This is a genomic window from Streptomyces sp. NPDC096048 (assembly GCF_044763415.1).
Lineage (GTDB): Bacteria > Actinomycetota > Actinomycetes > Streptomycetales > Streptomycetaceae > Streptomyces.
In genome coordinates this window covers 180,397-195,645 of record NZ_JBIWGG010000010.1, presented here as the reverse complement: position 1 = coordinate 195,645, position 15,249 = coordinate 180,397, and the positions used below count along the sequence as shown (strand labels likewise).

The 15,249-nt window shown below is 69.4% G+C and carries 15 protein-coding genes; 11 read left to right on the top strand and 4 right to left on the bottom strand.

Going from position 1 to position 15,249, the window contains the following annotated elements:
* Positions 1–17: 17 nt before the first annotated feature.
* The 3 genes from ACIQ6R_RS27535 (at position 18) to ACIQ6R_RS27525 (ending at position 3,376) form a co-directional block, all read left to right on the top strand.
* Positions 18–1,157 (top strand): MupA/Atu3671 family FMN-dependent luciferase-like monooxygenase, encoded by a 1,140-nt coding sequence (locus tag ACIQ6R_RS27535; RefSeq protein ID WP_404224101.1) that lies wholly within the window; start codon positions 18–20, stop codon positions 1,155–1,157.
* A 97-nt stretch (positions 1,158–1,254) separates the two neighbouring features.
* Complete coding sequence (locus ACIQ6R_RS27530) at positions 1,255–2,055, top strand: SAM-dependent methyltransferase (RefSeq protein WP_404224100.1); 801 nt, start codon at positions 1,255–1,257, stop codon at positions 2,053–2,055.
* Positions 2,056–2,161: 106 nt separating this feature from the next.
* Positions 2,162–3,376, top strand: coding sequence for a cytochrome P450 (locus tag ACIQ6R_RS27525; protein WP_404224098.1), 1,215 nt, complete (start codon positions 2,162–2,164; stop codon positions 3,374–3,376).
* A gap of 74 nt (positions 3,377–3,450) precedes the next feature.
* Here ACIQ6R_RS27525 and ACIQ6R_RS27520 read toward each other — a convergent pair whose 3' ends face one another.
* Both ACIQ6R_RS27520 and ACIQ6R_RS27515 read right to left on the bottom strand, forming a co-directional pair.
* Entirely contained in the window at positions 3,451–4,227 is a 777-nt protein-coding gene (locus tag ACIQ6R_RS27520; RefSeq protein ID WP_404185035.1) for an ABC transporter permease subunit, read from the bottom strand.
* Positions 4,228–4,287: 60 nt separating this feature from the next.
* On the bottom strand, positions 4,288–5,217 hold the full coding sequence (locus ACIQ6R_RS27515; protein ID WP_386313816.1) for an ABC transporter ATP-binding protein: 930 nt from the start codon (positions 5,215–5,217) through the stop codon (positions 4,288–4,290).
* 120 nt (positions 5,218–5,337) lie between these two features.
* Between ACIQ6R_RS27515 and ACIQ6R_RS27510 the strand changes: the two genes are divergently transcribed.
* From ACIQ6R_RS27510 to ACIQ6R_RS27475, 8 genes are all read left to right on the top strand, one after another.
* Entirely contained in the window at positions 5,338–5,829 is a 492-nt protein-coding gene (locus tag ACIQ6R_RS27510) for a GbsR/MarR family transcriptional regulator (protein ID WP_386313818.1), read from the top strand.
* Between the two features lie 531 nt (positions 5,830–6,360).
* Positions 6,361–7,404, top strand: a complete 1,044-nt coding sequence (locus ACIQ6R_RS27505) for a 3-oxoacyl-ACP synthase III family protein (RefSeq protein WP_404224096.1) — start codon at positions 6,361–6,363, stop codon at positions 7,402–7,404.
* Positions 7,404–8,171, top strand: coding sequence for an SDR family NAD(P)-dependent oxidoreductase (locus tag ACIQ6R_RS27500; protein ID WP_404224094.1), 768 nt, complete (start codon positions 7,404–7,406; stop codon positions 8,169–8,171). Before ACIQ6R_RS27505 ends, ACIQ6R_RS27500 begins: the two co-directional genes overlap by 1 nt.
* Before the next feature lie 192 nt (positions 8,172–8,363).
* Positions 8,364–9,548 carry a cytochrome P450 gene (locus tag ACIQ6R_RS27495; protein WP_404224092.1) on the top strand — a complete coding sequence of 395 codons (1,185 nt, stop codon included), beginning with the start codon at positions 8,364–8,366 and terminating at the stop codon, positions 9,546–9,548.
* On the top strand, positions 9,545–10,303 hold the full coding sequence (locus ACIQ6R_RS27490) for a thioesterase II family protein (RefSeq protein ID WP_404224091.1): 759 nt from the start codon (positions 9,545–9,547) through the stop codon (positions 10,301–10,303). Before ACIQ6R_RS27495 ends, ACIQ6R_RS27490 begins: the two co-directional genes overlap by 4 nt.
* Before the next feature lie 102 nt (positions 10,304–10,405).
* Positions 10,406–11,593 (top strand): cytochrome P450, encoded by a 1,188-nt coding sequence (locus ACIQ6R_RS27485; RefSeq protein ID WP_404224089.1) that lies wholly within the window; start codon positions 10,406–10,408, stop codon positions 11,591–11,593.
* A gap of 36 nt (positions 11,594–11,629) precedes the next feature.
* Positions 11,630–12,658, top strand: coding sequence for a ketoacyl-ACP synthase III family protein (locus tag ACIQ6R_RS27480; RefSeq protein ID WP_404185057.1), 1,029 nt, complete (start codon positions 11,630–11,632; stop codon positions 12,656–12,658).
* 345 nt (positions 12,659–13,003) lie between these two features.
* Positions 13,004–14,083 carry a MerR family transcriptional regulator gene (locus ACIQ6R_RS27475; RefSeq protein WP_404224087.1) on the top strand — a complete coding sequence of 360 codons (1,080 nt, stop codon included), beginning with the start codon at positions 13,004–13,006 and terminating at the stop codon, positions 14,081–14,083.
* Between the two features lie 291 nt (positions 14,084–14,374).
* On the opposite strand, the gene ACIQ6R_RS27470 is transcribed toward ACIQ6R_RS27475, so the two are convergent.
* Together ACIQ6R_RS27470 and ACIQ6R_RS27465 are read right to left on the bottom strand one after the other, a co-directional pair.
* Entirely contained in the window at positions 14,375–14,578 is a 204-nt protein-coding gene (locus ACIQ6R_RS27470) for a hypothetical protein (protein WP_404224352.1), read from the bottom strand.
* Positions 14,579–14,695: 117 nt separating this feature from the next.
* Positions 14,696–15,238 (bottom strand): kinase, encoded by a 543-nt coding sequence (locus ACIQ6R_RS27465; protein ID WP_404224085.1) that lies wholly within the window; start codon positions 15,236–15,238, stop codon positions 14,696–14,698.
* Between the last annotated feature and the right edge of the window lie 11 nt (positions 15,239–15,249).

Here is a 15,249-nt window from a genome sequence, read left to right as displayed (position 1 = left end):
CGAACCGGGAGGGCACCATGGAATTCAGCGTGTACTTCTTCGCGGCCAACGACGACAGGTCCTTCCACGAGCGCTATCGCTTCATCCTCGACGTGGCCCGGGCCATCGACCCGCTCGGCTTCAGGGCCATCTGGACCCCGGAACGGCACTTCCAGGAGTTCGGCGGCAGCTTCCCCAACCCTTCCGTCCTCAGCGCCGCCCTCGCCGTCGCCACCGAACGGCTCGAGCTGCGCGCGGGCAGCATCGTCCTGCCGCACCACCACCCGGTGCGGGTCGCCGAGGAGTGGGCCCTGGTCGACCAGCTCTCCGGCGGGCGGGCCGCGCTGTGCGTGGCCACCGGCTGGCACAGCGGTGACTTCGTCTTCTATCCCGACAACTTCGAACGGCGCCGCGAGGTGGCCTTCGGCACCATCCCGGTGCTGCGCAGGCTGTGGGCGGGCGAGACGGTCGAGTTCCCCGGCCCCGGCGGCCGGATGCTCCCGGTGCGCACCTATCCGCGCCCGTGCCGCGCCGAACTGCCCCTGTGGATCGTGCACTCCTCCAACCCGCGGACCTGGGTCACGGCGGGTGAGCTGGGCACCAACGTCCTGGCCCTGGTGGACAGCTGGGAACGCCTCGAAACCAATGTCGCCGCCTACCGCAAGGCCAGAGCGGAGGCGGGCCACGACCCTCGGACGGGCGTGGTCACCGTCGGGATGCACACCTATGTCGGTGACGACGAGGGGCAGGTGCGCGCCCTCGTGGCCGAGCCGGTACGCCGCTACATCGACACCTTCCTCACCCAGAAGAGCAACGACGCCGCCTCCGGCACCATGACCCAGGCCGAGAAGGAGGAGCTGGCCAAGGTGGTGGCCGAGGACTTCTACGAACGCCGCTCGCTGCTCGGCACCGAGGAGAAGTGCGCGGCGGTGGTCCGCCGGGCGCAGCACGCCGGTGTCGACGAGATCGCCTGCATGGTCGACTTCGGCCTCCCCTTCGCCACCGTGCTCGACGCCCTGCCCCGGCTGGACGCCCTGCGCGCCCGGTTCGCGGACCCCGCGCCGGCCGTCCGGCCCCCGCGCACCGCACCGCCCGCCGGCCGCGTCCCCAGCGCGGCCAGAGCCGCGGCCTCCGCCGGGGCCGCCGACTCCGCGATGGCCTGGTACTACGAGCGCTGACCTCACCGTGGCGTACGCGGGGCCACCCGCAGACCGCAGGACGCCGAGACGGCAACCACCACGACCGGAAGAGCCGGTCCGGAAAGGACGGACGAAGATGTCGCACACCGGGCCCACAGCGGAACGCGTCGGCGATTACTACGACAAGGGCGTCGACCTGTTCCCCCTCCTGTGGGACGAGAACCTGCACATGGGCTACTGGACGGACGAGGACGACGCCTCCTCGGTCGCCGTCGCGACCGAACGGATGACCCGGCAACTGGTCGACCGGCTCGCCCCGCGGCCGGGGCAGCGCATCCTCGATGTCGGGTGCGGGCTGGGCAAGCCGGCCGTCGCGCTGGCGTCCGCCCACCCCGTACAGGTCGTCGGAGTGACCATCAGCCCGGACCAGGCGCAGCGGGCCACCGAGCGTGTGCGGGGCACGGACGTCGCGGCCCGTCTGACGTTCCGGCACGGCGACGGGATGGCGCTGCCTTTCGACGACAACTCCTTCGACGGGGCGTGGGCGTTCGAGTCCCTGCTGCACATGGAGGACAAACCCAAGGCGATGAGCGAGCTCGCCCGGGTGCTGCGGCCCGGTTCCCGCCTCGTGTTGGCGGACATGTTCCACCGGCCGCAGGAGGGCATGGGTTTCGAGGGGTTCATGGCCACCCTCGGCAGCATGGACGACTACCGGAACCTGCTTGCCGACGCCGGGTTCGGCACGCTGGAGGCGCTCGACATCACCACGCACACCGTGATCCCGGAATCCGCCTTCGCCGCCATGAAGGAGACCATGCTGGCCCGTCGCGAGGAGATGATCCCCATCACCGGGGAGGAGGCGTTCAACGCCGCCATCGCCGCCGACCGCACGACGCCCCCCTACACGTATGTGCTCGTCACGGCACAGCTCACCTGAGGTTCCCCGCGGCGTGGGGCCGACCGCGCGGCACCGCACAGGACTCGTACGACGGCACACGGACGCCAGACGGACGACGCACCGATGACAGACCACAGGAGGAACCGTGTCATCAGACACCGCCACGGATTTGAGCCTGGTGGAGATTCTTTTCGGACCGGACCGTGACGCGGCCTTCGGCCGGCTGCTCGACGGGCCGGCGATCAGGCCCGCCACGTACTTCGACGGCAGCCAGGTATGGCTGGTCACCCGATACCACGACATCCTGAGCGTGCTGAGCGACAAGCGGTTCAGCAACGACCTCACCAAGCAGTCCAAGTCGAACCTCACGGCGTCCATCGGGCTTCCCGAAGATGTGGCCCCTTACTTCCTCCACACCCTCGGCACCTACGACCCGCCGGACCACACGCGGCTGCGCAGGCTGCTCTCCCGTGAGTTCACGCCCCGGCGCATCGAGCAACTCCGCCCGCGGATCCAGGAGATCGCCGACGAACTGCTCGACTCCCTGGCCGCGGAGCCCGAGGCCGACCTGATCGACCGGTTCGCCAAACCGCTGCCGGTCAGCGTCATCTGCGAACTGCTCGGCATTCCGGCCGGGGACCACTCCCGCTGGCTGGCGTGGTCGGTGGCGCTCGTGAGCGGAGACCTCGAGCAGATCGCGGACGGTGCCCGCAACCTGGTCGCGTACCTCGGGGATCTCCTCGAAGAGAAGCGGAAGGCACCCGGCGAGGATGTGCTGTCCGGCCTGTGCAGGGCGCACGAGGACGGTGACCGGCTCAGCACCGAGGAACTCATCTCGCTCTCCCTCAGCCTGCTCATCGGAGGGCACGACAACACGGTCAGCCTGATCGCCAACGGCACCCTGATGCTGCTCACGCATCCCGGGCAACTGGCCCGGCTGCGCGCCGAACCCGACGGCATGCCCGCCGCCGTCGAGGAACTGCTGCGCTTCGCCGGTCCAGCGGACATCGGCGTGCTGCGGTACGCCCTGGAGCCGGTGGAGATCGGCGGGGTGACCATTCCGGCGGGGGACGGGGTGCAGGTCGTGTACGCGACGGGCAACCGGGACCCGCGGCGCTTCGAGCGCCCGGAGCAACTCGACCTGACCCGTGCGGACAAGGCGCACCTGGGACTGGGCCACGGCATCCACCACTGCATCGGCGCGGCCCTGGCCAGGGCGGAGGGCGAGATCGCGCTGAGCCGCCTGATCACGCGCTTTCCGAACCTCGAACTCGCCGCGGACCCCGCCGAACTCACCTGGAAACCGGCCACGTCCCGGGCCCTGGCGGCCCTGCCGGTCAGGCCGGCGCGTCAGACCTGACCGGCAGGGGCGGGGCACGCGGACATGGCGCAGGGCGCACCGGGTCGGCCGGTGCGCCCTGCGCCGGAACGCGGTCAGCTGTTGATGTCGCGCCGGTCGAACCGGGCCAGTCCGACGGCCAGGCACACGGCCGTCAGGAGCACGAGGACACCGTAGTCGGCCCACTGGAAGCCGTGCCGGAGGGGCTGGCCGCCGATGTAGTAGTGGAAGGGGGAGAGGTAGGCGAGCCACTCGGCGCCGATCGGTTCGGCCATGGTGTGGAAGGCGTAGGTGACGACGGCGACACCGGCGGCGCCGGCCAGGACGACGCTGCGGCGGCCGAAGGCCGCGCCGAGGGCCAGGGCGAGCGCGCCGAACGTGCCGGCGAGCAGGGCCAGAGCCAGGCACTGGGCCAGGAACTGCACCGGGCTGATGCTGGTCAGTTCGGCGTTGCTCCGTACGGCGAGCAGGGCCAGCCAGACCACGAACGAGATGACGAACGCGCCGGTGACCAGATTGGCGAAGCGCTGCAGCATGAACTTGGTACGGGTGATGGGGTGGGCGAGCAGCAGGTCGAGCTGCCCGGTCTCCTCGTCGCCCGCGGTGGCGCGGTGTCCGGCCGCGATGGCGTAGATCAGCAGGAGCAGGGGGAGGACCAGACCGAATTCGGCGGCGTTCAGATAGCCGGCAGCCGAGTTGTCGACGTTCATGGAGTCCCGCAGGCTGTCCGGGATGTTGCCGAGGTTGTTCTTCTGGCTGGGATACGCGCTCGCGTATGCCAGGCCGATGAAGGCGGAGCCGATCACCCAGCCGAGGAGGCTGCGGCGGCTGTCACTGAGCGACTTGCGATAGACGGCGGTGGCGGTGCGCATGGAGGGCGGTCCTTCCGGCTGAGGGAGCCGTGGGTGCGACGGGGCGGGGGGTCTTGGTGTTCAGGAGGCTCGGACCGCGTCGGTGCGGGGCGCGGAGTCGGTTCCCTCGTAGTAGGAGTGGAAGAGGTCGTCGAGGGCCGGTTCGGTGACCCGCAGGCTGGTGACGGTATGAACGGCGAGGGCCTTGATCAGGCTGTCGGGGCTGCCGGAGAGCTGACCGCTGAGCGTGGTCCCCGCGGCGTCCAGGCGCAGCCGGTCGGCGCCGGACACACGGGCGAAGGCATCGGCCGCGACAGGGGTGGCGAAGGTGACGTCGATGTCACGGACGGCGTCGGCGCGCAGATGGGTGACGGTGTCGAGGGCGACGAGGGCTCCGTCGCGGATGATGCCGACCCGGTCGGCGACGGCTTCCACCTCGCTCATGATGTGACTGGACATGAAGACCGTCTGGCCATTCGCCGCGGCCTCGCCGACCAGGACGAGGAAGGCCTGCTGGGCCAGCGGGTCGAGACCGGAGGTGGGCTCGTCCAGGACCAGGACCTCGGGTGTGTGCATCAGTGCCTGGACCAGGCCGACCTTCTGCCGGTTGCCCTTGGACAGCTTCTTGATGCTGGTGGTCTGGTCCAGGCCCAGCCGCTCGGCGAGGGAGTCGATCCGCTCCTGTGGCACCCCGCCGCGCAGCGCGGCGAGAAAGCGCAGGTAGCTACGAACGTTCTGACGGCCGTCGCAGACGAAATCACCGGCCAGGTATCCCATCCGGCTGCGCAGTTCGACACCGTCGGACAGTGGATCGAGACCGAGGACGGCGGCGGAGCCCGACGTGGGGCGGATCAGGTCGAGCAGCAGCCTGATCGTGGTGGTCTTGCCGGCGCCGTTGGGCCCGAGGAAGCCGAAGACCTCGCCCGCCCGCACATCGAGTGTGAGGCCGGTCAGGCCGCGACGGGTGCCGTACGTCTTGGTGAGCTTCCGAAGCTCGATCGCGTTCGTCATAGTCCTGACCGTACTAAGCGTTCAGAGATTTGTAAACATAGAGAGATTTGAGAGCTGTCGTTACACTGAAAGGCGCCGACGCCCCCTCTTCCATCGATTTCCGGTACCAAGGAGCATGTTTTGGAGCACAACGAGACAGAGACGGAGCTGCGTGCCATCGCGGAGAAGCTGGCTCTGGCCCTCTCCGAGGGAGGCATGCAGAAGACCATGGCGAGGGTGATGACCGCTCTGCTGTTCACCCAGCAGAAGACGATGACCGCCGGCGATCTGTGCGAGGAACTCCAGATCAGCTCCGGTGCCGTCTCCGGTGCCGTCAAGCAGCTCATCCTGACCAACATGATCGAGCGGGTCCCGGCTCCCGGCAGCCGCCGTGATCACTACCGGTTCCGGGAGAACGCGTGGGCGACCCTGCTGGGCAACCAGAACGCGGTCTTCACGATCATGATGGAGGCCGCCTCCGAAGGCCTGAAGATCGCCGAGCTGAACAGCCCCGCCGGCCACCGCCTCGACGAGATGCAGGACTTCTACTCCTTCATGCACCGGGAACTGACCGCCCTGATCGAGGCATGGCGCGAGCGGTACGAGGAGAGCCGCATGGCCCGCCTGTCCTGACCCCTCGACGGAAGACCCCGCGAGGGCCGTGACCGGAAGGGTTCACCGGCTCGCCACACCCGTCCCGGCACCTCGCCGCGTTGTCGCCCGACCCGAACACCGTCCTGTACGCGGGCATGCTCCGCCTCGCGGTGCACCGCACCGGACGCCGCGAACTCCCGGCGGACCTCCCCGGTCACAGCACTTGGCCGACCCGGTACGGCGGTGTCCCCGAGACCCCCTCCGGCACCGGAGAGGCACGGCCCCGTCGCGTGCAGGGCGCGCTGGGGTAGTGCTGGGGTCGGCCCCGGAGGTGTGGTGGGCCGGCACCGCCCAGACTGGCCGTGAAGAGCCGACCGGCCCGGCCTTCGCCACGCCTGCCCGTACCGCCGACCGGGCCATGCCACCCCACCCGCACCGCTGACCGGGCCGGACAGGAGGCGGCGGGAGGTCACCCGTACCGGGCCCGCCCGCCCCGCGATCCCGGCGGGGCGCGCCCCGACGGCCCCGCTGCGCGGGCAGGCACGGCCGACCAGAAGGAGTCTCCGCCTCATGACAAACACCGCTGGTACGCCCTACGGGGTAGGCATCCGGGCCATCGGGGGCTACGTGCCCGAGCGCGTGGTGACCAACGCGGACCTGGAACAGATGCTGGACACCACGGACGCCTGGATCAACGAGCACATCGGCATCACGGAGCGGCGCTGGTCGGCACCCGACGAGCAGACCTCGGACCTGGGCGCGGCCGCCCTGCGCGATGCCTGTGCCCGCGCGGGGGTCAGCCCGGACTCCATCGACCTGCTGATCTGCGGCACGTTCACACCAGACCACATGCTGCCCGCCGCCGCGGTGGCCATAGCCCGCAAGCTGGGCCTCACCGGCACCCCGGGGTTCGACGTCAACAGCGGCGGCTGCCCCGGCGGTACGTTCGCCCTCGACGTCGGCGCGAAGTACCTGCTGTCGGGCGGCTACCGGCGGATAGCGGTGGTTCTGGCGGACACCGTGACCAAAACCCTGGACCCCGAGGACCGTGCAACCGGCGTGATCTTCGGTGACGCCGCCGCCTGCTATCTGCTGGAGCCCTGCGCCATCGGGGCCGGCGTGACGCCGGCCCTGCTGCGCAGCGATCCCCGGGCGTACGAGACCGCCTTCGTCAAGAGGGAACAGCGCACCTGGTCCACCGACGGCAGACCCAAGCACTCGGGGTTCGGCGACAACTTCGTGCACATGCACGGCCGTTCGGTGCGGGACTTCGCGCTGGACATCATGCCGGGCTTCGTGCTGGAACTGCTGGAACACCACGGGATGTCGACCGATGACGTGGACCTTCTCGTCTTCCACCAGGCCAACCACCATCTGCTCCGTGTACTCCGCGAGAAACTCGGCCTGCCCGCCGAGCGCACGGCCGAGAACGTCCACCGCCTGGGCAACAGCTCCGGCGCCGGAATGCCGCTGGCCCTGCGCGAGGCCGTGGACGAGGGCCGGGTCAAGGCCGGGGACACGGTCGTCCTCGCCTCCTTCGGAGCGGGGATGAGTCATGGCGGTACGGTCATCCACTGGCCCGCCGAAAGCGACTTCCTGGGACCGGACGAGTAGTGGTCATCACCGGAAAGGTCGCTGTCGTCGTGGGCGGCACGTCCGGACTGGGCCTCGCCGTGGCGGCGCGGCTGCTCGCTGCGGGTGCCGAGGTAGTGGTGACAGGCCGATCCGCCGCACGCGGTGCCGAGGCCCTGGCGCACCTGGGCGACCGGGCCGCCTTCGTCGCCGGGGACATCACGCGTCCGCCGGACGTGGCCGCCGCCGTGGCGGAAGCGCGGCGCAGGGGAGGCCCGCACATCGCCGTCTGCTGCGCGGGAGCCACCGCCTCCGGGAAGGTGGTGGGCCGCGAGGGCCCACTGCCGCTGGCGGAGTTCCAGCGAATCGTGCAGGTGAACCTGGTCGGTACGTTCGACGTGGTGCGCTCGGCCGCGGCCGCGATGGTACGGGGCGGCGGCACGGCGGACGACGAGCGGGGGGTCATCGTGTGCACCTCGTCCATCGCGGCCTACGACGGACAGCAGGGGCAGGCGGCGTACGCGGCGTCCAAGGCCGGAATCGCCGGGATGACCCTGCCGCTCGCCCGTGACCTGGCGCGTCACCGGGTGCGCGTGGCGACGGTGGCGCCGGGGCTGTTCGACACCCCGATGCTTGCGGAGCTGCCCACCCGGGCCCGCACCGCTCTGGTCGCCGCCACCCCGCATCCGCAACGCCTGGGACAACCGGAGGAGTTCGCGGGCCTGGTACAGCACATCGTGGAGAACCCCATGATCAACGGCGAGGTGATCCGGATCGACGGAGCAGCACGCCTGGCCACCGGCCACTGACCTTCGCATCCCCGGCGACGCCGGCTGCCCGCTGCCCGGGGGTCAGGAGCTCCCCGGTGTCAACACCGGGGAGCTGCCGGGGTCTTCCCCGGGGGCGTCCCGGAACCGGCGCTCCCCAGACTGAAGGCAGAAGCCGACCGGAACGGACCCTCACCCCGCCCACCGGGCAGCAGAACAGAGGAGAGAGACCACATGGTTGACCCGCCCAACGCCGCGCCGCCGTTCTTCGCCGACGGCGGCCCTGCGCTGTACGCGTGGATGCGAAACGCCAGGGACAACACCCCGGTCATGTTCGACGAGGCGTCACAGACTTGGAAAGTCTACCGCTACGAGGACGCCCACCGGGTGCTCTCCGACTGGCAGGTGTTCTCCAACGACATGTGTCGCATCATGCCGGAGCACGGCTTCACCAGGGGAAACCTCTCCACGATGGACCCGCCCGAGCACAAGCAGCTGCGCGGCGTCATCGCCCAGGGATTCACACCCCGCGCTCTGGCCGACCTGGCCCCGCGCATCGAGAGGATCGTCGGCGAACTGCTGGACGCGGTCGAGGACCGCACGGAGATCGACATCACCCGAGATCTGTCGTACCAGCTTCCACTGAACGTCATCGCGGAGGTGATCGGCGTGCCCCGCGGGGACCGGGGAGTGCTCTACCGCACCGCCGACGCCCAGCTCGCCCTCACCTGCGAGAACCCCGCCGACCCGGACTTCGTCGTCGGAGTGCAGAAGGCGATGGGCGAACTCCAGTCGTATCTCGGGCAGGAACTCGTCCCGGCCCGGCGCCGGGATCCGCAGGACGACCTGGTCAGCAAGCTGGCGACCGCCAGCCTCGACGACCGCTCCCTCGACGACGAAGAGGTCGTCAACTTCACCGTCCTGCTGCTGCTCGCGGGCCACCTGACCACGATGTCCCTGCTCGGCAACATGATGCTGACCCTCAGTGAACACCCCGGCCAGCTGGCCGAGGTCCGAGCCGACCGCTCACTGGTGCCGGGCACCGTCGAAGAGGTCTTGCGCTACCGCCCGCCCGTACCCGAGGGCGGCCGGGTGACCAACGTGGAGGTCGAGCTGGCCGGTGTCACCATCCCGGCCGACCGGCTGGTGCTGGTCTCGCTGATCTCCGCCAACCGCGACGAGCGCGAGTTCCCCGACCCGGACCGGTTCGACATCCATCGCCCGGCCAACCCACAACTCGCCTTCACCACCGGGATCCACTACTGCCTGGGCGCCCATCTGGCCCGCCTGGAGGCGAAGATCGCGCTCAATGCGGTCCTGGATCGCTACACCGACCTGACCTTCACCGGAATGCAGTGGTACGAGTCGTACTCTCTGTGCAACCCCAAGCGCCTCACCTTCGAGGTGCGCCGCCCGTGACACCTTTCGAACGGTGGATCCTGCGTCCGAGGCCTGCCCCGGACGCTCCGCTGCGCCTGATCTGCGTGCCCTACGCCGGCGGTGGTCCCGCGGCGTACCACAGCTGGGCCGCTGAACTACGGGACGGCGCGGAGCTCTGGCTGCTGCGGCCTCCGGGCCGGGAGGCCCGGTTGCAGGAGCCGCTGCTGTACAGCGTCGAGGAGATCGTCCGCGAGGCGGCGGCGGCCCTCGCGGACGATCTGCCGGAGCCGTTCGCGGTGTTCGGCTACAGCGTCGGTGCCTGGATCGCCTTCGAACTCGTACGGGAACTGCGGGACGGCTACGGTCTGCGGGCCGCGCACCTCGGTGTGGCGGCCCGCCCGGCGCCGCCGACGCCACTGCATCATCCCGCCATGCACACCCTGCCCGACGATGTCTTCCTGGACGTCCTCGACCGTCGGTTCCGGGCCATCCCTCCGGCGATCCGCGACTCGCCCGAGATGAAAGCGGTGTATCTGCCGATCCTGCGGGCCGACACGACGGTGCTGGAAACCTACCGCTTCCGCCCCGGCCCGTTGCTGGACTGCCCCGTCTCGGCGTTCGGTGGCACGGAGGACATCGACTGCCGCGAGGAGGACCTGACGGCCTGGGGGGAGCAGACGACGGGGCACTTCCGGCTGCGGATGCTGCCGGGGGGCCACTTCTTCCTGCACAACCGGCGGCAGGAGTTACTGGACGGCCTCGCGACGGACCTGTTCCGCTGCCTGGTTCCCTGACGCGCCGTGCACCGGGCCCCCGAAGGTGAGCCGACCGCCATGACACCCCACGACTGCTCAGCACCCCACCCACAGATCGCCGAACCGAGGGGGAACAACCGTATGACGTCCAAGACCGCACCCCCGCGACGGCCGTTCCACGTGGACCGCGGTGAATCGCTGCACGCATGGCTTCGGCACATGCGGGACCACGAGCCGGTGTATTTCGACACGACGATGAACAGCTGGCGTGTCCTGCGGCACGCGGACGCGGTGCGGGTCTTCTCCGACTGGTCCACCTTCTCCAACGACATGCACCGTGTGATGCCGGCGCAGGAGTTCATCGACGGCAACCTGTCCGCACTGGACCCCCCGGCGCACAAGAACCTGCGCGGCCTGCTCAGCCAGGGCTTCACCCCGCGGATGCTGGGGCCGTTCGGCAGCCGGATCGAGAGCCTCGTAGTGGAGATCCTGGACCAGGTGGACGACCGGGGAGAGTTCGACCTCGCCGCCGATCTCGCCTACCAGCTGCCCCTCAACGTCATCTCCGAACTGCTCGGGGTGGACCGGGAGGGCCGCGAGGTACTCCGGCGCTGCTCCGACGCCCAGCTCACCCTCTCCACGGACGATCCCACGGACGGCGCCTTCATCCAGAACCGGGAGGAGGCGATGCGGGAGATCCTCGACTACCTGCGAGAGCACGCACGGGAGCGCCGGGCCAGGCCGCGGGACGACATGATCAGCCGCCTGGTGCATGCGGAGATGGACGGACGGCGGCTCACCGAGACGGAGATCGTCAACTTCTCGGTCCTTCTGCTGCTCGCGGGGCATCTGACCACGATGGGGCTGCTGGGCAGCATGGTGGCGTGCCTCGACGAGCACCCCGATGCCATGGCCCAGGTCCGGGCGGACCGCTCCCTCGTCCCGAACGCCGTCGAGGAGGTCCTGCGGTATCTCCCTCCGGTACCGGACGCCGGACGCGTCACCAACCGGGACGTGACGCTCGGCGGGGTGACGATCCCGGCCGACCAGTTCATCCTCATCTCACTCACCTCGGCCAACTGGGACGAACGCGCCTACCCCGACCCGGCCCGGTTCGACATCCACCGCAAGCCCAACCCCCAGCTCGCCTTCACCCACGGCATCCACGTCTGCCTGGGCGCCCATCTGGCCCGGCTGGAGGCGAAGGTCGCACTCGACGTGCTGCTGGACCGCTATCCGGCATGGGAGGTGACCGGCGTCGACTGGTACGAGAACAACACGATCTGCGCCCCCAGGCGACTGACCATAGCCGTCGAGCGGCACGGCTGACCCGGACCCTGCCAGACCGAAAGGGAACGCATATCCATGAAGTTCAACGGCATCTACCTCAGCGGCGTGGGCGTCTGCCTGCCCGAACGGGTCCCTCTGGAGGAGGCCGTCGCCCGGGGCGACTGCGACGAGTCCCAGCTGACCACGGGCTGGCGGGCCGCACGGGTCGCGGGGACCACGCCGGCGCCGGACATGGCGATCGAAGCCGGGAAACAGGTGCTGACCCGCTCCGGACACGCCCCCGGCGACGTCGACCTTCTGCTGCACACCTCGACATCGCACCAGGGCCCGGACTCCTGGATGCCCCAGCACTACATTCTGCGCAACACGGTGGACCGGGAGATCCCGGCGATCGGACTGCGGCAGGGGTGCGAGGGGTTCCTGGCCGGCGCGGAGCTGGCCGCGTGCTTTCTGATGGCCTCCCCCGACCGGACTGCGGCCATGATCACCACCGCCGACAACTTCGGCCATCCGCTGATCGACCGCTACCGCTCCCACCACGGCCTCGTCCTGGGGGACGGCGGTACGGCGGCACTGCTGTCGAAACGTGAGGGCTTTGCCGAACTACTGGCCGTCAACTCCTTCTCCGTACCTGCTCTGGAGGGCATGACCCGTGGGGACGAGCCGCTGTTCCCGCCCGGTTGCACCGTCGGCCGCAAGGTGACACTGGAGCGGCAGGCGACGTCCCGTCCGGGTGACGTGACCCCCCAGGAGGCGGCGCTGATCGCCGGAAAGGTGGAGTCCGAGGCGGTCCGGCAGGTGCTGGACGACGCGGGCGTCGAGATCGGCGACATCACCAGGGTCCTCCACCCCTCGGCCGCCAACGAGCAGTACCTGGAACACTTCCTCAAACCCCTCGGGCTCGATCCCTCCTACGGCATGCTGGAGTTCGGCCGCTGGAACGGCCACATGGGCGCCAGCGACCTGCTCGCCGGGCTCGACCACCTGATCAGCGAGGGAGCGCTGCAGCCCGGGGACCACGTGATGATGTTCGCGGTGGGGCCCGGGATGGCCATGTCCTACGGCGTCGTCCGCATACGCGACACACCCCCGTGGCGGGTGTGACCTGGGAACGCGGTGGTTCTGTAACGAGTGACCTGTTGTTGCTTGTGCGGTTGAGCAGGGGGTGACCACTCCCGTACAGCCAGCAGCGCGCTGGCAGGCAGCCCTGGCTGCTTCCGGCACAGGGGCCTTCGTGGTCCCCCTGCCCAGGCCAGAGGCTTCCCCATAGGCGCTCCGGCAGAGCGGACCGATCCTCCCCATCGGGCCAGTTCGTGGCCGATCGCGTTGTCGACGTCCATGGGAGACGATCGGGCGGGCCTCAGCGCGACTCTTGGTTGACCTTCACCTTGGGGGAGGCCACAGCATCAGTTGGGCCGGGTGATGCGCTCGGTATGAGGAGGAGCGAACATGGGGTTGCTGACCATCGGGGCGTTCGCGAAGGCGTCCCGGCTGTCGCCGAAGGCGCTGCGTCTTTACGACGAGCTCGGCCTGCTGACCCCTGCACGCGTCGACCCGGTGACCGGCTACCGCCTCTACGCACCGGGCCAGTTGGACCAAGCCCGCCTGATCGCCTGGCTCCGGCGCTTGGGCATGCCGCTGGCCCGCATCCAGCATGTCCGCGCGCTGGATGCGGGCCCGGCGGGCCAAGAGGTCCGCGAGTTCTGGGCCCAGGTCGAGGCCGACACTGCCGCACGGCGGGACCTGGCCACCTTCCTCATCGACCACCTGTCACGGAAGGACCCCGCCATGTCTCCGACCGCCAAGTCCCTCGGAATCCGTTACGCCGCTCTTTCCGACAAGGGTCTCGTCCGCGAGAGCAACCAGGACACCGCGTACGCGGGAACCCGGCTCCTCGCTGTCGCCGACGGCTTCGGAAGCCGAGGAGCCCCTGCCAGCGCAGCCGCCATCGACGCGCTCAAGCACCTCGAAACCGACAGCATCGCAGCCGGCAACCTCCTCAACGTCCTCGAAGACGTCATCGAACAGGCCAAGCAGGGCGTGCACGATGCCGCCGGGACGGGCTCTGCATCCGAAGGCGCCGGCACGACACTCACCGCGATGCTCTGGACCGGATCGCAGTTGGCCCTCGTCCACATCGGCGACTCCCGCGTCTACCTACTGCGCGGCGGAGAGCTGTTCCAGATCACCCACGACCACACCATGGTCCAGTCGATGGTCGACGAAGGACGCCTCAGCCCGGAAGAAGCCGCCTCCCACCCCCAACGGTCGCTTTTGGTGCGGGCCCTGGGCCCAGGAGCCGACACCAACCCCGACATGCGCCTCCACGACGCCCAGGGGGAAGACCGCTATCTGCTGTGCTCCGACGGCCTGTCGACTGTCGTGCCGACCCAAGAGATCCACCGAGTACTCTCCGAGATCAGTGAGCCCGAGCAGGCCGTCCGCGAACTCATCACCCTCGCCAACGCCTCCGGCGGCCCCGACAACGTCAGCTGCGTAGTCGCCGACGTCATGGAGCTCCAGCAGTAGGAGCGAGCGGCATGCACTTCGACTTGCACCCAATCCGCTCCCAGGAACTCATCCGCGAAGCTGACGAGTACCGACTCGCCCGACAAGCCAGGAAGGTCAAACTGGCTCCCCAGACCAGGGCAACCAGAACATTGCGACCTGCCCCCCGGCGCCTGCTGTCTTGGCTCCGCGGCTGAACATCACGCTGTCTGCGGTTGAGCGGGACGCCGCCCACCACCTGTCCCACTCAATCTCAGCAGCGCAGGTCATCTCTCTGGTCTGTTGCGATCTCTACTATGCCCACCTCCCTGGTTACCTGCACGTCTTCACAGCGGGTGACAGGTGCAGCAACAGAACAAGTTGAGAAAGAACGGGGGTCATGTCCGTGCCCGCGCGGGAGCGCAGCAGGACCCTGCCGTCGGCGTAGCGTGCGAGCTGTGCCCGGTAGCCGTCCCATTTCGGCTCGGCCGCGTGTCCGGGCGGCATGTTGGGGCTGGCTACGGGGGCGGTGAGCATCGGCTCGGGCAGGGTCCACCTGACTGCCTCCCGGAACGGGACGAAGCGCCAGTGCTGTGCGTCACCCGAGGATGCTTTCCACGCCGAGGGGCGCGAGTTACGCACGTCCTGGTGGTGTCAGCGGTCGACGGCGGGGGCACGGTCCAGGCCGGTCTCCCGCATAATCCGTCCGACTGTCTGCTCCAGGGTGCTGGCTGCGTCGATGACGGTCTCCGGCACGTTGGGCAGCATGTCTTTGTCCCGGTACCAGTCGTGGAGGTGGGTTTCGGTGACGTGTGCCAGGTAGATGGCGTCGGGTTTGGTCGCGTGCCGGAGCAGTGTGGTCTCGAAGGGCACGTCGAGGTAGTAGCAGCGGGTGACGCCGCGGTGGGCACGGATCAGGGCGTGCAGCATGTCACCGTAGTGGTCGGCGTAGAGGATGCCTTCGAGGACGACGTGGAAGCCGTGGTCGAGGGCGTAGCGAGTGGTGAGGTCGATCAGGCCGATATTCGCGGCGCCGGGCCGGTCGTGTTCGCGGAGCACGATGCGGCGGAGGTTGTCCTGGCCGACAACGGCGAGGTTGCGACCGAACGCTTCGCGCAGGCCGACCGCGACGGACGACTTTCCGGAGGCGCTGTTGCCGCGCACGATGACGAGTCGTGTGTCTTCGCTTCCCACCATGGCGGCACCCT